Raw genomic sequence first — 18,844 nt, 5'->3', positions numbered from 1 at the left:
AGCGGGTGTCGTCGTCGTTTGTGGTGGCTGGTGCGACGAGCAGCGCCGGGTGGTCGGCCGTTGACGACTCAACCCCGCACGCGTTTGCGGTGGCAGTCAGGCCGCCACCGGCGTCCACAAGCTGCCGTTGGCCGCGCTGGTCTCCACCGCCGCAAGCACTCGCTGGACCCGCAGGCCGTCGTCGAAGGACGGCTCGGGCGCCGTACCGGACGCAATGGCCTCGATCAGGTCGCGGGCCTGGTGGGTGAAGCTGTGCTCGTAGCCGAGGCCGTGCCCAGGCGGCCACCAGGCGGCGGTGTACGGGTGGGTGGGCTCGGTGACCGGGATGCGGCGGAACCCGGCGGTGGCCGGCAAATCCTCGTGGTCGTGGAACCACAGCTCGTTCATGGCCTCGAAGTCAAACGCCACGCTGCCGCGCGAGCCGTTGAGTTCGATGCTGAGCGCGTTCTTGCGGCCGCTGGCGAACCGGGTGGCCTCGAACGTCGCGAGTGCGCCGCCGGTGGTCCGGGCCAGAAAGATGGCCGCATCGTCGACCGTCACCGTGCCGGTACCGGTACCGCTACCCGTACCCCCGCCCTCGCCGGCCCGGCCCCCGATGCCTGTGGCCGCCACACCCAGCGGGCGTTCGCGGACGAACGTCTCGGTGATCGCACTGACTCCGGTGATGTGGTCACCCGTCAGGAACTCGGCCAGGTCGATGATATGCGCGCCAATGTCACCGAGTGCGCCGGAGCCCGCCTGCTCCCGCACGAGGCGCCACACCAGCGGGTGCTGGGGATCGACGATCCAGTCCTGAAGGTAGCGAGCGCGGACATGGCGGATCGTGCCGAGCCGGCCCTCGGCGACGAGTGACCGGGCCAGCGACAGCGCCGGAACCCGCCGGTAGTTGAAACCGACCATCGCCAGTACGCCGTGCCCGGCCGCCTTCGCCGCCGCCCGTGCCATTGCTTCGGCCTGGGCGGGTGAGTTCGCCAGCGGCTTCTCGCACAACACGTGCTTGCCCGCCTCCAATGCGGCGATGGCGATCTCCGCGTGCGAGGACCCCTGCGTGCAGATGTCGATCAGCGCGATGTCGTCGCGGTCCAGGAGTTCGCGCCAATCGGTGCTCGCCTCGGCCCAGCCGAGACGGGCCGCGGCGGCCTCGACGCGGGTCGCGTCCCGGCCGGCCACGACACGCATCTCCGGCCGCAGCGGCAGGTCGAAGAAGGCGTCCACGGAGCGCCATGCGTGGGAGTGGACCCGGCCCATGAACGCGTGGCCGACCATGCCGATGCCCAGCGGCGGGCGCGCGGTTCGGGAGCTTTGGGGAAGTGACGACATGGGTGCCTTTCGGTTCGGGACGCCTGCGTGCGACGCACGCGGCGGCGGTCGGAACGCCGATCGCCGCCGCGGGTGGGCTACGAGAACGCCGTGGGCAGATAGCGGTCGACGTTCTCCTTGGTGACCACCGCCGAGTAGGTGGTGATCGACGCGGGCACCTCCAATTCGGCGAGGTCGCCGGGGGCCTTCGCCTGCCCGATCATGCGCGCCAGGATGATCGCCGACGACGCCATGCTCGGCGGGTACAACACGGTGGCCTTGAGCGGCGTGTTGTCCGCTTTGATGTCCTCCATGGCCTTCTTCGACCCCGCGCCGCCGACCATCAGGAACTCGTTGTCCCGGCCGGCCTGTTTGATCGCCGCCATGACGCCGATGCCCTGGTCGTCGTCGTGATTCCACAACGCGTCGATCTTGCCGTTGGCCTGCAACAACTGCGCCGTCACGCGCTGCCCGACCGCCGCGGTGAAGTCCGCGGCTTGGCGTGCGGCCACCTTCATGCCGGCCGCCTCCAGCGCGTCACGGAAACCCTGGCTGCGCTGCTGCGTCAGCTCCAGGTTGTCGATGCCGGCCACCTCGACCACGACCGGGTTCGCCTTGCCGGCCTGCTTCATGCGCGACGCGATGTAGGTGCCGGCGTTGACGCCCATGCCGTAGTTGTCGCCGCCGATCCAGGTGCGGTACGACAGCGCGTTCGCGAAGACGCGGTCCAGGTTGACGACGGGAATGCCGCCTTCCATCGCCCGCCGTGCCACCGCGGTGAGCGCCTTGCCGTCGTAGGGCAGGATCACCAGCACGTCGACCTTGGCGTCGATCAGCGTCTGTACCTGCTGGATCTGCTGGTTGACGTCGTTGGTGCCTTCGGTGGCCTTGAGTGTGACGTCGGCGAACTGCTTGGCCTGTGCCTTGGCGTTGAGGCTGACCGCGCCTGTCCAGCCGTGGTCGGCGGCGGGCGCCGAGAAGCCGATCGTGACGGGCTTGCCGGGCGCCTCGGGGCTGCCCGAGCCGGATGCTGGTGCCTTGACCTGCGGGCCGGTGTCGTTGTCCGACGAGTTGCCGGTACAGCCCGTGAGGAGGGCGCCCGCGCCGAGCGCGGCGCCGCCGAGCAGGAAGCCTCTGCGATGGAGCTGGGACATGGGTGACTCCCGAAGGGATGAAGGTTGGGGACCGGGCGGGGTTGCGCCGAACGACGAGGGCCGGGTGTGCGGGTCGGGCGGTACGGTCGCCGCCGGCCCGCAGGTCTGGGTGTCCTATGCGGGCAGGCGGCGGATGCCGCCCCAGCGCTGGATCAGCAGCACCGCGAGGATGATCAGGCCCTTGGCGATCTGCTGGATCGGCGAGGCGAGGTTGTTGAGGATGAACAGGTCCTGGATGGTGGTGAACACCAGGACGCCGAGGATCGACCCCACGACCGACCCGAAGCCGCCGGTGAGCAGCGTCCCGCCGATCACCACGGCGGCTATCGCGTCGAGTTCGTAGAGTTGGCCGTGCGTGCTCGCGCCGGTGTTCGCCTGCGCGGTGAGCATGATCGACGCGATGCCGCAGCACAGCCCGGAAACGACGTACAGCAGGCAGGTGTGCAGGCGGACGTTGATGCCCGCCAACCTGGCCGCCTCCGGGTTGCCGCCGACCGCGAACGTCCGGCGGCCGAACGTGGTGCGGTTGAGCACGATCCAGCCCACCACCACGACGACCAGGAACAGGTACACGTGCATCGGGATGCCGAAGTACTTGTCCTCGGCGATCCGCAGGAAGCCGTCGACTTTCACCAGTTGCGACTTGCGGTCGGAGATCTGCTCGGCGAGGCCGCGTGCCGACACGCTCACCGCGAGGGTGACGATGAAAGCCACCAGCCCGCCGAACGCGATCAGCACCCCGTTGAGCAGGCCGCATACGACGCCCACCACGATCGCGGTGAACAGCATGCCGAACAGGCCGGTGTCCTGGGTCGCGACGGTCGTCGACCACACCGACGAGAGCGCGATCAGCGCGCCCACCGACAGGTCGATGCCGCCGCCGATGATGACGAAAGTCATGCCCACGGTGATCACGCCGACGACGGCCGCGAGGGACAGGATCGTCACCATGTTGCTGCTGGTCGCGAAGCGGTCCCCCTTGGTGGTCAGGCCGATGACGAACAGCAGGGCCAGTGCGACCAGCAGCGCGATGTGCTGCCGGGCGCCTGACGCGCCGGCGTGCGCGAACAAGAAGCCGAGCGGGCCGCGCCGGGCCCCGCCCACGTCGCGTTCGGCATCGTCCGCCGAGGCCGGCGGGAGCGGCTTCGGCGGGAGCGGCTTCGGCGGGTCGGTGGTCGCGTCGGCCGCGGGGTCCTCGGTTGCCGGGAGGTTGGTTGCGGGGTCGTCCCGTACGTCGCGGTTCACAGGCTGCTGCCTTCCATGACCAGGTCCAGTACGCGGTGTTCGTCCAACTCGCCCGCGGGGGCGCGCTCGATGATGCGGCCGTCCCGGATCACCAGCACTCGGTCGGACAAGCCCAGGACCTCGGGTATCTCGCTGGAGACGACCACGATCGCGATGCCGCTGTCGGCGAGCGTGCGCATCTGTGCGTACAGCTCGCTGCGGGCCCCGATGTCGACGCCACGCGTGGGCTCGTCCAGCAGCAGGAGCCGACAACCGTGCAGCAACCAGCGGGCCAGCACCGCCTTTTGCTGGTTACCTCCGGACAGCGTGCGGATCGGGCGGTGTGGGTCGGCCGGCCGGATGTCGAGGGCCGCGGCTTGCCGCCGGGCGTCCTCGGTCTCGCGGCGCCGGTCGAACCAACCGAACCGGGCATAGCGGCTCAGCGACGCGACGGTGATGTTGCGTCCGACCGTGTCGAGCATCAACAGGCCCTGTGACTTGCGCTCTTCGGGAGCCAGGCCCATGCCGCGCCGGACCGCCGCGTGGGTGCTGCCGGGGCGCAGCGGCATACCGTCCAGGAGCACGCGACCCGAAGTCGGCCGGATGGCACCGTAGATCGCCGCCAGGATCTCCGACCGCCCGGAGCCCACCAACCCGGCGAGGCCGACGACTTCCCCGGCGTGCACCGAGAAGGACACATTGTCGAAGCGGCCACGCAGGGACAGGTTCTCGACGCGCAGGATCTCGGCGGATTGGTCCGCTTGGGGCGGCTTGTCACGGGCAGCGCGCGGCGCGAAGGCGTACTCGATGCGGCGCCCGGTCATCAGGGCGACCAGCTCCTTCGTGGGCGTCTCGCGTGCGGGCAGGCCGGATGCGGCCGTCCGGCCGTCTTTAAGCACCGTGACGCGGTCGCCGATCTCGCGGATCTCGTCCAGACGGTGGGAGATGTAGACGACGGCCACCCCGGCGGAGGTGAGTTCCCGCACCGTGCGGAACAGGCTCTCCACCTCGTCGTGGGCGAGTGCCGCGGACGGCTCGTCCATCACGATCAGCCGTGCGTCGTGGGACAGTGCCCTGGCCATGCTGACGATCTGCCGCCCGGACGCGGGCAGCCGCCCGACCGGGGTGGTCGGCGGGATCTCGCCGTGGCCCAAGCGGGCGAGCAGTGCGGTGGTGGCCCGGTTGGTCTCGCCGCGCCGGGTGAGCCCGAACCGGGCACGTTCGTGGCCGAGGAAGACGTTCTCCGCCACGGACAAGCCGTCCACCAGGTCGAGTTCCTGATAGATCGTGGAGATGCCGAGCCGGATCGCGGCGGTCGGGTTGCCGGGCCGCACCGGCTCGCCGTGCCATTCGAGCACCCCCTCGTCGGGCCGGTGCGCGCCGGCGAGGATCTTGATCAGCGTCGACTTCCCGGCGCCGTTCTGCCCGAGCAGGCAGTGCACCTCGGCCTCGCGCACCTCCAGCGAGACACCGTCCAGCGCACGCACTCCCGGGAATTGCTTGACGATCTCACGCATGGCCAGCAGTGGCGGAGCGGGTGGGGCGGAGGAGGCCGTGGGCATGGAGGCTCCTTCTCACGAGCGGTGGCGACGGCCGTGCGGGGGCGGTGGAGCGGGGCCGAAAAGATGCGCGTTGTGAGGGGCGCGGTGCGATGGGCGCGGTGTTCTCTGCGGGGCGCGGTGTGATGGGGCGAGGGCGCGCGGTCCGCGGGCGTGGAGGCGGCCTGTGCGGGCGGTGCGGCGGTCAGGAGTCGCGGCGGTCCGAGGCGAAGGCGCTGTCGAAGGAGGCCGAAGGCGGCTCGATCGCGGCGAGACGGCGGACGAACGCGAGCGCCTCGGCTGCGCCGTACAGCCGGTCCATGCCGGCGTCCTCCCACTCGACCGAGATGGGTCCCGTGTAGCCGATGGTGTTCAGCGCGCGGAAGCAGTCCTGCCACGGCACGTCGCCGAAGCCGGTGGAGACGAAGTCCCAGCCGCGGCGCGGGTCGCCCCACGGGAGGTGGGAGCCGAGCCGCCCGCGGCGCCCGTCGCCGGTGCGCACCCGGGCGTCCTTGCAGTCCACGTGGTAGATGCGGTCGCGGAAGTCCAGCAGGAAGGCGGCCGGGTCGAGGTCCTGCCAGATGAAGTGCGAGGGGTCCCAGTTCAGTCCGAATGCCGGACGGTTGCCGACGGCTTCCAGCGTCCGCACGGTGGTCCAGTAGTCGTACGCGATCTCGCTGGGGTGGACCTCGCACGCGAAGCGCACATCGACCTCGTCGAAGACGTCCAGGATGGGGTTCCACCGGTTGGCGAAGTCGCGGTAGCCGGCCTCGATCATCGACTCGGGGACGGGCGGGAACATGGCGACGGTGTGCCAGACGGACGAGCCTGTGAACCCGACGACAGTACGCACTCCCAGCCTTGCGGCGGCTCGTGCGGTGTCCTTGAGTTCCTGCGCGGCACGCGTGCGCACCCCCTCGGGCGAACCGTCGCCCCAGACGCGGGCGGGCAGGATCGCCTCGTGCCGCGCGTCGATCACCGCGTCGCAAACTGCCTGCCCCACAAGGTGGTTCGAGATCGCCCACACCTTGAGGCCGTACTTGTCGAGAACCGCCAGACGCCCGACGACGTAGTCGTCGTCCTCGAGGGCTCTGCGTACGTCGAAGTGATCGCCCCAGCAGGCGATTTCCAGGCCGTCGTAGCCCCAGCCGGATGCGAGGCGGCAGACTTCCTCGAACGGCAGGTCGGCCCACTGGCCGGTGAACAGCGTGATCGGTCGCGCCATCGTGCCTTCTCCCTGGTCCGGGCCCGGAGCTGCAACGGGCCGTGTCGGGTGGGGTCGTGCGGATCGCGTGGTGCTTGTGGGCTGTCGGGTGGGTGCTGTGGTGGCGCTCGTACGGTCGAGAGGGCTGTCAGGGGGCCGAGAAGACGTGGTCACTGATGCCACGTGTGGCACCGATGACCCCGGCGCTGTCGCTCAGCTCGGACAGGACGATGGGCAGGTTGCCGGTCGCGAGCGGCAGCGACTGGCGGTAGACGACGCTGCGGATCTCCGCGAGCAACGGGTGCCCGAGCAGGCTCGGCACGCTTCCGCCGAGCACGATCAGTCCCGGGTTGAAGAAGCTCACCAGGCCGGCCAGGACCTGGCCGACACGCTGGCCACCGGCGCGTACCAGGCGCATCGCGGCGGCGTCGCCCGCCATCATGGCCTGCGCGACGTCCTCGACACCCACCTTGCCGGCCTCCGCGAGCCGCGCGGCGAGGTAGGGGGATTTGCCCGAGCGGGCGGCGGAGGTGGCGTCGCGCTTGAGTGCCGTGCCACCGAAGAACGCCTCCAGGCACCCGACGTTGCCGCACGCGCACGTGGGTCCGCTGGTGGCGACGCGGATGTGCCCGATGTCGCCGGCGCTGCCCGAAGCGCCGCGGTACACGCTGCCGTCCACCACGATGCCGCAGCCGATACCCGTGCCGATCTTGATGAACAGGAAGTCGTCCACCGAGCGGGCCGAACCGGCGTGCTGCTCGCCGACGGCCATGATGTTGACGTCGTTGTCGACCTGAACCGGGCAACCGAGTTCGCGGCTCAGTGCCTCGCGTACCGGGTAGCGGTCCCAGCCCGGCATGATGGGCGGCGCCACCGGGACACCCTCGCGGAAGCTCACCGGACCGGGTACGCCCAGCCCCACGCCGTGGATCTGTGGCAACAGGCCCTGGTCACGCACCTTGGCCACCAGCGTGAGGGCGAGACCGAGTACCGCGTCTGGGCCCTGCCGCACGTCGCAGGGTTCCTGCAGCCGTCCCAGGACGCTGAGTTCGCCGTCGGTGACGGCGACGGCGATCGACGTCGCGCCGATGTCGATCCCGACGAACCGCAGCGACGGAGACAGGCACACGATGCCGGACCGTCGGCCGCCGCGCGACGCCGCGAGCCCCGCGTTCTGGATCAGCCCGAGTTCGGTGAGCCGGTCCAACTCGACGGCGACCTTGGACCGCGACATGTGCACCAGGTCGCCCAACTCGGCGCGCGACCGTGGGCCGCCGTCCCGCAGGAGTTCGAGGAGCCGCGTCTGGTGCGCGTTCTCCGGCCGGGTCGTCACGCGCATCGCATCGGCCTCCGCAATACCCGCCCCATCGCGCACCAGTCCCCCATGAGTTGCCTCGGACGACCGAACGCCGCCCCAGTCATGCCAAGTGCGATCAGGCGCGAATCTAGCCACTTTCACTCCTGAGTGGAAGAAGTTTCAGCACATAGACTCAGAGATTCTTTTCTTCCAGGACAAAGTCCGGCGCGGGGGTAGTCGGTGTCCTGGATGTCGGCCCTGGTCTGAGCGGCCCAGTCCATCGAGACGTGATGCGGGATCTGGTCCTTGGAGACGAAACACCGGTACACGATGTCGGGGGTCGTTCCCGAGCGAGCCGCGATGTCGCGGACGGTGGTGGCCGCACAGCCGCGTTCCGCCGCGAGACCACGCACGGCGGCGGCGATCGTGTCGCGGCGGCGCTGCTCGGCCGGCCCGAAGGGGTGGGCAACGGTTAGGCTCCGGTTTGCGGTCGACGGTTTGAACACCCTGCTGCGGCAGGACGTGGACATCCTCAAGCGGGCCACGGCTTTCTTCGCGCAAGAGACCCGGTGACGGTGCACCCGTCATCGAGGCAGAGAAAACCGCAGGCCACAGCGTCAAATATGGCTGTGAACTGCTCAAGGCCTCCCGAGCCGCCTACTACCGCCGCCGCACCGCGGCCCCCGGTCCGCGCGCTGTCCGCGACGCCGAACTGACCGAACGCATCGCCGCCGCCCATCGGGCTTCACGCGGCAGCTGCGGCGCCCCGCGCGTCCACGCGGTCCCGGTCCGCGGCGACGCCCGGGCCGGGCGCCGCCGCGTCGCCCGCCTGATGCGCCAGGCCGCGCCGCGTCGGACGCGTGCTCGCGCAGTTCGTATGCCAGGTGGGTGAACGTGTGGCCCGGTGTGGCTATGACCGCCACATGCAGCCGGTCCCCGACCGCGACCACATCACCGTCGCGCACCAGTACACGCCCGAACGCCACGTCCTCGTCCGCGTTCACGTGATAGGCCGCGCCGGTGGCCTGCGCGAACGCGAAGCCACCGGTCACGGAGTCATTGTGGATGCAGGTCTCGAAGAGGTGCGTGATCGTCACCCCGGCGCCAACCGCAACGCCGCTGTACACCTCCGCGCGTGGAGGAGCGCAGTTCCGCGAGCAAGCCATCAATTCCCCTCATGGGGACCAACGGCCCTGTCGTTTGCCGCTCCGCCGGTAGACGCTGTCGGTGAGACGTCTCCTCGAACCCGGGTGGATTCCTCCAAGAGAGGTGCCGACCATGACCGGAACCGTCACCGGACGTCCCGTGGTCGCCGGAGTGGACAACAGCGAATCAGCACGCACCGCCGTTCTCTGGGCTGCCGACGAGGCGATGCTGCGGGGCCGCGGCCTGCGGCTGATCCGAGCGCTCGACTGGCCGGCGGGCGCGCCCCGGCCGGACGAACCGTACCGGCGCGAAAATGCTCCGCGGCACCGCGGAAGCCACCGTGCGCACGCCACCTCATGGTCCGTGCAAACCTACGAAGACCCCGACCGGACTCCGCCGGTGCACGGCTGGGGCGGCCGCTTCCGCGATGCGGCGGAAGCCGTCGTGGTCGAAGCAGGGGCGCTCGCCGCCGCGCGGCATCCGCAACTCGAGATCATCGAAAGCCTGGTGGACGGCAAACCGGTCGACGTTCTGAGGGCCGAATCGGAGCATGCCGCCATGCTCGTGCTCGGGTCGCGGCGGCTCTCGTCGCTCACCGAGATGCTCACGACGGGAAGCATCGCCGCTCCGGTCGCCGCCCACGCACTGTGTCCTGTGGCCGTTGTCCGGGAGCGTGAGCACGATTCATCGGTCAGCCCCTCGGTCGTCGTCGGCGTCGACGGCTCCGCGCGGTCCGAAGCCGCCATTGCCTACGCCTTCGACGACGCGTCACGCCGAGGCGCATTCCTGACCGCGGTATTGGTCGTCCGGACCACCGGTCCGCACGTCTCCGAGCGCGCCACCGCCGACGGCGAAGTGCGGCTCGCGGAGAGCCTCGCCGGGTGGAAGGCCAAATATCCGGACGTCACGGTACGTCCGCAGGTCACCACAGGCCACACGGTCAAGGCTCTCGTGGACAAGTCGGAGCACGCGCTCAGCCTGGTCGTCGGCACCCGGGGCTTCGGCGGATTCCGCGGCATGGTGCTCGGTTCGGTAAGCCACGGCTTGATCCATCACGCCAGATGCCCATTGGTCGTGGTTCCCAGCGGCGACGCCTGAGGGCGACGAGGCGGGTAACGCATGCCTCCCCGAAGGGCTGCTGCCGACCATCACCTGACGGGTCGCCGCATCACCCACCTGTCACCAGGCCGGTCGACGATCCGATCAGCTCTTCGAACTCCCGGAGTGACGCCGCACCTCCGACGACGCCCAGGCTCTCACGAGCACGGGCCCGTCCCATTAGTTCTCCGTCGCGCCTGCCTCTCCCAGGTCCCGGCTCGGCGCCCCCGTGCTGCCCGAGGTTCGCGGAACGGTCCAGGTGAGCACGGTACCCGGACCGCCATCGGTCGGCGCGATCCGGAAGGTTCCGCCGAGTTCCCGGGCGCGGGCGTCCAGATTGGCCAGGCCGCTGCGTCGATCGGGAGGCACCGAGATCCCGACTCCGTCGTCCTCGACGGTGAGGCGCAAGTGCGTGGCGGTCACTTGGACGGCGACCTCCACGTGTGCGGCGCGGGCGTGGCGGGCGGCGTTGGACAGTCCTTCGCGGAGGACTGCCAGGGCGTGATCCGCGAGATCCTCGGGCACAGCGGTGTCGAGCGGGCCTTCCAGGCGCACCACCGGCGCGAACCCGAGGTTCTGTGCGGCCTCGTCGGCGAGGCGCAGGATGCTGCCGCGGAGTCCTGTGGAACGCGTGCGATCGCGGTTCTTGAGGGTGAAGATGGTCGACCGGATGAGCCGGATGGTCTCGTCCAGATCGTCGACGGTGTGCATGACGACGTCTTGGACGTCGGGGTTGTCGACGAGCCGGGCGACGCCTTGCAGCGTCATTCCGGCCGCGAAGAGCCGCTGGATGGCGACGTCGTGCAGATCGTGGGCGATGCGGTCGCGTTCCCGGAACGCCGCGATGAGTTCGCTGTCGCGACGGCGCTCCGCGATCTCCAACGCCAGCCCGGCGTGTCCGGCGAACCCGCAGACCATCCCCACAGTGGCGTCGGCGAAGCCGGTCCGGCCGGTGTGCGCGATCACCTGGAGCACTCCGCGGACGTGGTCGCTCGTACCCAGGGGCAGCATGAACGCCGGCCCCATGGTGGCCGACACATTCTTCTGGGCAGCGTGCACACGTGGGTCGGTGGAAAGATCTCCGACGACGACCGTCTCCCCGGACGCGTAGACCTTGCCTGCCAGGGATTCGCCGCTCGGCAGAACCAAGCCGCGGACCAGGTCCGCATCGGCGTCGTCGACGGCATCCACAGCCTCGACGACAAGGTCCTCGCTGCCGGGAACCGGCACGACCACGGTCACCAGGTCGGCCTCGGCCATCCTGCGCACCATCGTGGTGAAAGCGCGCAGCACCGCGGCGGGGTCGTCGCCGGACAAGAGGCTGCGGGTCAGCTCCGCCGATGCGGCCAGCCACCGCTCGCGGCGTCGTGCTTCCTCGTACAGCCGCGCGTTGTCGATCGCCACCCCGGCCGCGACCGCGAGCGTCCGCAGCAGCGCTTCGTCGTCCTCGTCGAAGTCGACGGCGCCGCGTTTCTCCGTGAGGTACAGATTCCCGAACACTCTGTCGCCCACCCGCACCGGAGCTCCCAGGAAGGACCGCATCGGCGGGTGGTCCGGCGGAAACCCGAACGACTCCGGGTGGGCGGTCAGGTCGTGCAGGCGCAACGGGTGCGGCTCGCGGATCAGCAGTCCCAGGATCCCGCGGCCGGAGGGGTAGGGACCGACCGCTCGGATGGTGTCCTCGTCCATGCCTACCGTGAGGAACCTGGCGATCTCGTCTTCCTCACCGATCACTCCCAGGGCCCCGTAGCGGGCGTCCACCAGGGACACGGCGGACTCGACGATCTTGCGCAGCACCGCTTCCAGCTCCAGATCGCCGCCGACGGTCAGCACCGCCTCGAGCAGCAGGTGAATCCGGTCCCGCGAGCCGCGGACTCGCTCGATGTGCGTCTGCAGCTCGTCCAACCGCATCCGCGGCACCGGCACGTCGCCTTCCGCAGTCACGGACCGCCCCGCCTGGTCCTCTTGCTCTTCGCTTTGCATCGCGCAGTCCTACGTGCCCGGATCAGCCCCGCACTCCGGCGCCTTGCGTTCCCGTCCCGGCGAGGGCGTCTCACGAGCCTTCGCCCGGCTTCCTTCTCAGCCTGCACCCGGACGGTCCACCCCACCCAATGATGCGACGGAGAGTGACTGGGGGGCATCGGGAGGTGTGGGGCGCGGCATACGGTGCCTGGCTCCACACCTCTGCCGAGCGTGCGCTGGACATCGATGTCGACATAGCCGAAGGGGAAGTCGTGGGGGCCGCGGATCGGCAGCCGGTAAATCACGGCGGCCGAGCAGCCCCACGCTCGCCCGCACGCGCCGACAGGACCCGGGACCGGGTTCGGCGTTGTCTGCCGTCCGTAACTGAAGACTTTCTCCGAGCCGTCTCACGGGGCGAGGGAGAAGTAGTTCTCTTCTTCCTGGGTGAAGTGGAGGCGCAGCACGGTGTTCAGGCCGTAGAGGCACGCGCGCAGGTCGTCGAGTTGTTCGGGGGCCAAGCCGCCGTCGTTGTGGGCCAGTTGCAGGTGTGTGGCGATTCGGTGGGAGAGGCGTTCGATCTCGGTGTGGGCGCGGCTCATGGTGGCGGTGGCCTCGGGGCCGCCGAGGGTGGGCGCCAGGGCCGGGTAGAGCTGGTGTTCCTCGGCGTACTCGTGCGGGAGCAGCCGTTCGGTCAGGAGTCGGTGTGTCTCCTCGACGGCGGCGAGGGCCTCGGGGCCGGGGCTGTCGGAGAGGCGGTCGGCGGCGTCGTGTACGGATTCGAGGACGTCTTGGAGGTCGTCGTGTTCGGCGGCGAAGCGGTGGATGAGTGCTTCCGCGGCTGGGGTGACGGCCGGCCGGGCGTTCCGGTCGGCGCGCAGAGCGCGCAAGGCGTTGAGGATGACGGCGACGTCGATGCCTTCCTGGAGGAGTGCACCTGCGGCGGGCGGGAGCAGGCCGACGGCGGCCGCGGCCATGGCGGCCAGGGACATCAGCATGCCGCCGGCTGCGCTTTGGACCGCGATGCGGCGGGCGCGTCGGGCGATGGTGACGGCGTCGGCGAGGCGGTCGAGCCGGTCGGCGGTCAGGACGATGTCGGCGGCTTCGGAGGACGCGGTGGAGCCGCGGGCGCCCATGGCGACGCCGATGTCGGCGGCGGCGAGAGCGGGGGCGTCGTTGACGCCGTCGCCGACCATCACGGTGACGGCTTGTTCGCGTTCGGCGCGTACGGCGGCAACCTTGTCGGCCGGGCCGAGGCCGGCCCGTACGTCGTCGAGGCCGAGGACCGCGGCGACTTCGTGGGCCGGGGCGGCGCGGTCCCCGGTGAGCATCAGCAGGCGCCGGATGCCGACCGCCCGCAGATGGCGCAAGGTGCGCGGGGCGTCGTGGCGCAGGGGGTCGCGCAGCAGGACGGCGCCTGCCGGGTGCCCGTCGACGGTGAGCCACGCGACGGCCGCGCCGTCGAGGAGGGCGCGGTTGTCGACGGCTTTGGCCCAGGTCGGCCGGGTATCGGAGGTGCCGAGGCGGCCGATCGAGATGCGTTGCCCGTCCACGGTGCCGGTGGCCCCTCGGCCGGGTTCTTCGGTGACGTCCGTCGGGACCGACAGCTCCAGTTTGCGTTCCCGGGCGGTGTCGACGATGGCCTGCGCCAGGACGTGGGGCGAGTACTGGTCGAGCGAGGCCGCCAGGCGGAGGACCTCCGCGGGTTTGGCGTCGGGGGCGGCGATCACGTCGAGGACGCGGGGGCGCCCGCGCGTCAGAGTGCCGGTTTTGTCGAGCAGGAGGGTGCGGGCCCGGCCGAGATTCTCCAGGGCGCCGCCGTCGCGGATGACCACGCCGAGGCGGGATGCCCGCGACAGACCGGAGACGATCGCGACGGGCGCGGCCAGCAGGAGCGGGCACGGCGTCGCGACCACGAGGACCGCGACCGCGCGCACCGCGGAGCCGCTGATCGCCCAGGCCAGACCGGCTGCGGCGAGGGACACGGGCAGGAACCAGGCCGCATACCGGTCCGCGAGCCGCACGACCGGTGCGGACTCGGCCCCGGCCTGCCGGGCCAGCCGCACGATGCCCGCGTACGTGCTGTCGTGTTCGCTCGCGGTGGCGCGGAGTTCGAAGGCACCGCCGGCGTTGACCACGCCGCTGCGTACCGTTTCGTCGCGGACCCTCTCGACGTGGAGGGGCTCGCCGGTGAGCACCGACTCGTCGAGGACTGCCGCGGCGCTTTCCACGCGGCCGTCGACGGGGACGACTTCACCAGGACCGACGACGAGCAGGTCGCCGACGGCGACCTCGCGCAGCAGCACCGTGGCCACCCCGGACTCGGTGCGGCGGCGGGCCGAGCGCGGCGCGTGTTCCAGCAAGGCACGCAGGTCGTGCGAGGCGCGCTGCTGAGCCGCGGCCTCCAAAGTGCGGCCGGTCGCGAGCATGAGCGCGATCAGGGCGCCGGCCAGGTACTCGCCCACGGCAAGGGTGCCGCCGAGCGCGAGTACCGCGATCAGGTCCACACCCGCGTGCCTGCGCCGCAGGGCCGCCAGCACCCAGCCCACCGCGGGCACGATGGCGGACACGGTCCCCAAGGCCCAGAACAACTCCGCGAGGCCGCGGGCGCCGGTGAGCCAGGCGATGCCCCCGCCGACCAAGGCGGCCGCGGTTGCGGCCAAGAGGACAGGTTCGAGCCGCAGGGCCACAATTGCGCCGGTCAAGCGGTGCAATCGTGCGGGGCGAGTCGAGCGGTTCATGGCACCTCGGCCAAGGTCGGCGCGGAGACAGCCGGAGCGGTCCTCTCTCCAGCACAGCGCGCAGCCGCCCCGGACGGCAGAGTCATCCGGCCCTGGTCGGGGTGGTTCGTCCCGAGGGCACAAGTGCGCCACGCATCAGGCCGCTTGATCAGCCAAGCCACGAAAGGCAAAGGGCGGGGCCGGACGGGCGCCGGTCTTCAGACGAAGCTGAGAGCTTCCTGTGCCAGGCTCCCGGCCTGATCGACGCGTGACAAACGCGTGACACCAACCCCGCTGGAGAAGCTCCCCATGAGCCTGATCAACGGCCTGCCCGCGCACGTTCTGCTCGTGCACTTCGTCGTCGTGCTCGTCCCGCTGACCGCTCTCGCCCTCACCGTCGGTGCCGTCTGGCCGAGCGCGGCCAAGCGCATGGGCATCGTGCTGCCGGCGCTGGCCCTCGTCACGCTCGTGAGCGTCCCCCTCACCAAAGAGTCCGGAGAATGGCTGGAACAGCACGTCGACGGCAATGAGTTGGTGCGCCGTCACGCCGAACTCGCCGACGGTCTGCTCCCCTGGGTCGGCGGCCTGTTCGTTCTGGCGCTCGCCGTCTGGTGGGCGGTCCGCCGCGCCGGCTCAGCCGAAACCTCGCGCAGCGCAGACCGGTTCGCGATGCCGCTGCGCGCCGCGACCGTGGCACTGTCGCTCGTCGTGTCCGTGGGAGCCGTCGTGGACGTCTACCGCATAGGCGACTCGGGTGCGAAGGCCGCCTGGAACGACAGTTTCTCGAAGTAAGCGGGCTGGCACCGACCGCCAAATCGTGCGGAACGGGCACCCGGCGGTCGGCCCGCGTCTTCGACTGTCCGCGTGCTCCGACGCCTGTCCGGCTCTGCCCACTTCGGCGATGATGATCACCCGAGGCCGTGGGAGGTGCGGGCGTCGCGCGTCAGCGCTTCGTACATCTCCACATGGGTTTCGGGGCCGGGGAAGAACAGGGTCTGGCGGTCGTCGTCGGTCCAGCGCACCAGGTAGGGCGGCGTGCCGTCCGGGTGTCGGACTTCCACCACCTCGCCGATGCGGCGCGGCCCGCCGAGGTGGACGGACTCGACGACAACCCAGTCACCAACCTTCGCGCGCATCACGTCACCGCCTTCACGAGCTCGGAATCCGGTTTCGGTCCACCGCTCTCTCCGCCGCCCCGGTTTCGCCTGCGCCGCGGTCGGTCAGTTTCGCGCCGGAGGCACCCGTACCGGGAGGCGTGCGTCATCCAGAGCTGCCAAACGCCAAGCAAACCTCGCTCCGCGGCCTTCGGCCAGGGCCTTTCGCCCCTGCCGACGGATCACGAGGGCTCGCCTGTCGGCGAAACGGTCTTCCGTTGCCGTCACGGCCACCGTGGTTGCGGCCGCCGCTGCGTTCGCGCAACCCGCCCACGCCGCCTCGCTCCTTGACGGCATCTGCCGGTTCGCGGCGTTCAAGGACGACACATGCCCGGTATGCCCCAGACTGCACAGGAACAACGGCGCCCGGGACTCGTGGTGACGCAGGCACCCGACTGGTCCTACCGGTACGGCACGACCGCAACCGGGCCACGGGCATGCAGCAGTACGGCGTGGGCCACCGGCCCCAGGCGCAGACCGAGGGCGGTGCCCGTCACGCGGCGCCCAACGACGGTCAGGCCTGCCGTGGTCGAAGCGTGCACGAGAGCACCCGCCGCGCTCTCGGGCAGCAGTTCCCGGCTGACCCGGACGTGCGGATACTCCGCGGCCCGTCCCGCGGTCGCCTCGGCGAGCCCGCGCTCGGCGGCGGCTCGGACGTCGGCGGCGGTGAAAACCGGACCTGCACCGTCCGGCGACCACGCCTCGGGGCGCCAGCCGTACACGACCCGCAACACGCTGCCGGGATGGAGCGCTGCCTCGGCGAAGGCGAAATCGAGGACCTCGGCCGCGGGACGCAGCGCGTCGACACCGACGACGACAGGCCCCTCCGCCTCCGCCGGTGCGCCGCGAACGACGACGACCGGGCAGCGGGAGACGGCAGCCGCGGTCAAACCGGTCGAACCGAGCAGCAGGCTCCGGAAGCCGCCCCGACCACGCGACCCGAGCACCAGCATCGCCGCGGTCTCGCTTTCGGCCGCCACCGCGGCACCGGCGACGTCGAGGTGGTCCACGACCGCGACGTCCAGATCAGGCACGCAGGACAGCGCACGTGCACGCGCCTCCGCCAGCAGGCCGCGGGCATGCTCGTGTCCCGCGGCCCGCCCGTCTCCGGGCAACGGCAGCCAGGCATACGCGACACGAAGCGCGAGCCCGTGCCGGCGCGCTTCCAGAGCAGCCCAGCGGAGCGCCGTGTCCGCCCCCTCGGAACCGTCGACGGCCGCGGTGATATGCGCATGCTGCCGCTGTCCGACGTCGCTCGATGCCATAGGACTCACCTCGTACTCCAGGGGTGACTCGCGCTCCGCCGCGGCAGGCGCCCTTGGTGCCGACGGCCGGGAAAGCCACGTCGCCGACCAGCTCTTCCCGCCGCCACAACGTCCTGCACCAAACCGCGCTCCGGGGATTCCCAGGCCGCCCCGCGCAACGCGGCGCCGGCGCCGCTCGGGCTGCCCACGCTCACCACGAGCCGGCCGTTCCGGTACCCGGACAAGCGCTCACAGGGCACTCCCCACATCTCGGAGCCCCCTTCGTCGCGCATCGCCGCTCCCCAGCATCTGCACAGCTGTCCATCCACAGCCGACGGGAGATATCCGTGACCACCCCCGCTTCCACCCTGCGACGCGGGTGCGGCTGCCGCCACCGGGCGAGAGGCCGGGCGGACCGGCAGGCTTGAGGATCCGCCCGGCGGCGGACTGGGGCCGTTCCAAGCATTCGCGCGCTGCGGCCCCGCATCCCGCAGCCGCTTTCATGCCATCCGGCCGACGTCGGCGGCCGTCGTGCTTGCCCATGCCTGTCCGTCGGGCCGCGGTGGTGCCGCCTGTGCAGAAGCACGTCCTCGTGCGGCGCATGCGAGCGCGAAGCGCACGACAGCTCGTTCCCGGCGGGATTGACCGCGGAAACGTGCGGGTACGCGCCCCCGCACGTCATCCGGGAGAACACGATGAACGACCACCGGACCGGACCCGCGGACATCCTCGTCGGCTTCGATGCCTCCGCCGGCGCCCAGCGCGCGCTCTCGTGGGCCGTCGACCACGCCGAAAGGACGGGCGACCGCGTCGAGCTGATGATGGCCGTGCCCGAAGGCAGCGGCCGCCATCAGACCCGGTACGCCGACATCCACGCCGCGGCCGAGGGAATCGTCGACATCGCGCTCACCAACCTACGCGCCGACAGACACGGCTTCGAGGCCCATGGTTCCGTCCGCTACGGGGCCGCCGCCGACGTGCTGATCGAGGCGTCGCGGCAGGCAGGCCTCCTCGTGGTGGGCCGACGCGGGCACGGCGAGGTAACGGACGCGCTGCTCGGGTCTGTGTCGATGCGGGTCTGCGCGCACGCCCTCTGCCCGGTCGTGGTGATCCCGCCGGGCTGGGCAGCGCAACCCGGCGGCACCGTGGTGGTCGGTGTCGCCGACGCCGACGACCGCCCGGCCGTCGCCTTCGCCGCGGACTACGCCCAGGCACTCGCCGGCGACCTGCTGGCTGTGCACACCTGGAACCTGCCCGTGTCGGGCTTCTCCCCGGAACTGATGATCCCCCTGGTCAACGACGCATCCGACATGACCGTCGCCCGCGACCGGGAACTCGACGACGCACTGGCCCCGGTACGCGAGCGGAAACCGGGACTGCCGGTCGCCACCTCCGTGGTCGAAGGGATCCCGGCACGCCGCCTCACCGAAGCCGCGCGCCACGCGGCACTTCTGGTGGTCGCCGCGCACCGCGAACGCGGCCGCTACCCCCTCCGCATCGCACCCACCGTGCACGCGGTCCTCCACCACGCACCGTGCCCCGTCGCCGTCGTCCCGATCGCGGGTACCCCGTGACCCCGCCGTACTTCCCGCACCACCGGGAAGACGGTGGCGAGAACGTCAGGCCCGCGCGGCGACCGCGGACGCCGCCCGGCGCGAACGGCTCCCTGGCATCCACCAACTGTGGGTCGGCACCGCCGGCGCCCACCGGCCGAACGGCTGGGGCGACCAAACGGGGAGGCCGTTCGGCCCATCCGTGCGATCCGTCGGCCGTGCAGACTGGATGTATCAGCCACAGGACGGAGCCT

General features: G+C 71.0%; 15 protein-coding genes. 4 read left to right on the top strand and 11 right to left on the bottom strand.

The window, feature by feature from the left end:
* Window positions 1–96 precede the first annotated feature (96 nt).
* The 7 genes from ACPA54_RS30325 to ACPA54_RS30295 form a co-directional block, all read right to left on the bottom strand.
* Window positions 97–1,320 (bottom strand): Gfo/Idh/MocA family protein, encoded by a 1,224-nt coding sequence (locus ACPA54_RS30325; RefSeq protein ID WP_423534588.1) that lies wholly within the window; start codon window positions 1,318–1,320, stop codon window positions 97–99.
* 77 nt (window positions 1,321–1,397) lie between these two features.
* Complete coding sequence (locus ACPA54_RS30320; protein ID WP_423534587.1) at window positions 1,398–2,453, bottom strand: substrate-binding domain-containing protein; 1,056 nt, start codon at window positions 2,451–2,453, stop codon at window positions 1,398–1,400.
* Window positions 2,454–2,567: 114 nt separating this feature from the next.
* On the bottom strand, window positions 2,568–3,698 hold the full coding sequence (locus ACPA54_RS30315; protein ID WP_423534586.1) for an ABC transporter permease: 1,131 nt from the start codon (window positions 3,696–3,698) through the stop codon (window positions 2,568–2,570).
* Window positions 3,695–5,239: a sugar ABC transporter ATP-binding protein gene (locus ACPA54_RS30310; RefSeq protein ID WP_423534585.1), complete on the bottom strand. Its 1,545-nt coding sequence runs from the start codon at window positions 5,237–5,239 to the stop codon at window positions 3,695–3,697. The genes ACPA54_RS30315 and ACPA54_RS30310 overlap by 4 nt, the downstream gene beginning before the upstream one ends.
* Before the next feature lie 181 nt (window positions 5,240–5,420).
* Complete coding sequence (locus ACPA54_RS30305; protein ID WP_423534584.1) at window positions 5,421–6,440, bottom strand: sugar phosphate isomerase/epimerase family protein; 1,020 nt, start codon at window positions 6,438–6,440, stop codon at window positions 5,421–5,423.
* A 127-nt stretch (window positions 6,441–6,567) separates the two neighbouring features.
* Entirely contained in the window at window positions 6,568–7,752 is a 1,185-nt protein-coding gene (locus ACPA54_RS30300) for an ROK family transcriptional regulator (RefSeq protein ID WP_423534637.1), read from the bottom strand.
* Between the two features lie 122 nt (window positions 7,753–7,874).
* Complete coding sequence (locus tag ACPA54_RS30295; protein ID WP_423534636.1) at window positions 7,875–8,246, bottom strand: TetR/AcrR family transcriptional regulator; 372 nt, start codon at window positions 8,244–8,246, stop codon at window positions 7,875–7,877.
* A gap of 56 nt (window positions 8,247–8,302) precedes the next feature.
* Between ACPA54_RS30295 and ACPA54_RS30290 the strand changes: the two genes are divergently transcribed.
* Entirely contained in the window at window positions 8,303–8,608 is a 306-nt protein-coding gene (locus tag ACPA54_RS30290; RefSeq protein ID WP_423534635.1) for an IS3 family transposase, read from the top strand.
* Window positions 8,609–8,994: 386 nt separating this feature from the next.
* Window positions 8,995–9,960, top strand: coding sequence for a universal stress protein (locus tag ACPA54_RS30285; protein WP_423534583.1), 966 nt, complete (start codon window positions 8,995–8,997; stop codon window positions 9,958–9,960).
* A 180-nt stretch (window positions 9,961–10,140) separates the two neighbouring features.
* On the opposite strand, the gene ACPA54_RS30280 is transcribed toward ACPA54_RS30285, so the two are convergent.
* Both ACPA54_RS30280 and ACPA54_RS30275 read right to left on the bottom strand, forming a co-directional pair.
* Window positions 10,141–11,904 (bottom strand): GAF domain-containing sensor histidine kinase, encoded by a 1,764-nt coding sequence (locus ACPA54_RS30280; RefSeq protein WP_423534582.1) that lies wholly within the window; start codon window positions 11,902–11,904, stop codon window positions 10,141–10,143.
* A 425-nt stretch (window positions 11,905–12,329) separates the two neighbouring features.
* On the bottom strand, window positions 12,330–14,660 hold the full coding sequence (locus ACPA54_RS30275) for a heavy metal translocating P-type ATPase (RefSeq protein ID WP_423534581.1): 2,331 nt from the start codon (window positions 14,658–14,660) through the stop codon (window positions 12,330–12,332).
* Between the two features lie 288 nt (window positions 14,661–14,948).
* Here ACPA54_RS30275 and ACPA54_RS30270 point away from each other — a divergent pair, with 288 nt between their 5' ends.
* On the top strand, window positions 14,949–15,431 hold the full coding sequence (locus ACPA54_RS30270; protein ID WP_423534580.1) for a DUF2231 domain-containing protein: 483 nt from the start codon (window positions 14,949–14,951) through the stop codon (window positions 15,429–15,431).
* A 116-nt stretch (window positions 15,432–15,547) separates the two neighbouring features.
* Here the strand turns inward: ACPA54_RS30270 and ACPA54_RS30265 are convergent, their stop codons facing one another.
* Both ACPA54_RS30265 and ACPA54_RS30260 read right to left on the bottom strand, forming a co-directional pair.
* On the bottom strand, window positions 15,548–15,775 hold the full coding sequence (locus ACPA54_RS30265; RefSeq protein ID WP_423534579.1) for a DUF1918 domain-containing protein: 228 nt from the start codon (window positions 15,773–15,775) through the stop codon (window positions 15,548–15,550).
* 419 nt (window positions 15,776–16,194) lie between these two features.
* The gene (locus tag ACPA54_RS30260) at window positions 16,195–17,058 is read right to left on the bottom strand and encodes a universal stress protein (RefSeq protein WP_423534578.1); all 864 of its coding nucleotides are present in this window, start codon (window positions 17,056–17,058) and stop codon (window positions 16,195–16,197) included.
* Window positions 17,059–17,732: 674 nt separating this feature from the next.
* Here ACPA54_RS30260 and ACPA54_RS30255 point away from each other — a divergent pair.
* Window positions 17,733–18,611, top strand: a complete 879-nt coding sequence (locus ACPA54_RS30255; RefSeq protein ID WP_423534577.1) for a universal stress protein — start codon at window positions 17,733–17,735, stop codon at window positions 18,609–18,611.
* Window positions 18,612–18,844 lie beyond the last annotated feature (233 nt).

Source organism: Uniformispora flossi (assembly GCF_049534875.1).
Taxonomy (GTDB): domain Bacteria; phylum Actinomycetota; class Actinomycetes; order Streptomycetales; family Streptomycetaceae; genus Yinghuangia; species Yinghuangia aomiensis.
The sequence above is the reverse complement of the archived record's forward strand: the minus strand, read 5'-3'. Positions and strand labels throughout refer to the sequence as shown.

Excerpts from the sequence above, each read along its gene's own strand:
- ACPA54_RS30285 (WP_423534583.1), top strand. The coding sequence starts at position 8,995 with ATGACCGGAACCGTCACCGGACGTCCCGTGGTCGCCGGAGTGGACAAC.
- ACPA54_RS30295 (WP_423534636.1), bottom strand. The coding sequence starts at position 8,246 with ATGTCCACGTCCTGCCGCAGCAGGGTGTTCAAACCGTCGACCGCAAAC.
- ACPA54_RS30265 (WP_423534579.1), bottom strand. The coding sequence starts at position 15,775 with ATGCGCGCGAAGGTTGGTGACTGGGTTGTCGTCGAGTCCGTCCACCTC.
- ACPA54_RS30305 (WP_423534584.1), bottom strand. The coding sequence starts at position 6,440 with ATGGCGCGACCGATCACGCTGTTCACCGGCCAGTGGGCCGACCTGCCG.
- ACPA54_RS30325 (WP_423534588.1), bottom strand. The coding sequence starts at position 1,320 with ATGTCGTCACTTCCCCAAAGCTCCCGAACCGCGCGCCCGCCGCTGGGC.
- ACPA54_RS30275 (WP_423534581.1), bottom strand. The coding sequence starts at position 14,660 with ATGAACCGCTCGACTCGCCCCGCACGATTGCACCGCTTGACCGGCGCA.
- ACPA54_RS30255 (WP_423534577.1), top strand. The coding sequence starts at position 17,733 with ATGAACGACCACCGGACCGGACCCGCGGACATCCTCGTCGGCTTCGAT.
- ACPA54_RS30320 (WP_423534587.1), bottom strand. The coding sequence starts at position 2,453 with ATGTCCCAGCTCCATCGCAGAGGCTTCCTGCTCGGCGGCGCCGCGCTC.
- ACPA54_RS30270 (WP_423534580.1), top strand. The coding sequence starts at position 14,949 with ATGAGCCTGATCAACGGCCTGCCCGCGCACGTTCTGCTCGTGCACTTC.
- ACPA54_RS30260 (WP_423534578.1), bottom strand. The coding sequence starts at position 17,058 with ATGGCATCGAGCGACGTCGGACAGCGGCAGCATGCGCATATCACCGCG.
- ACPA54_RS30310 (WP_423534585.1), bottom strand. The coding sequence starts at position 5,239 with ATGCCCACGGCCTCCTCCGCCCCACCCGCTCCGCCACTGCTGGCCATG.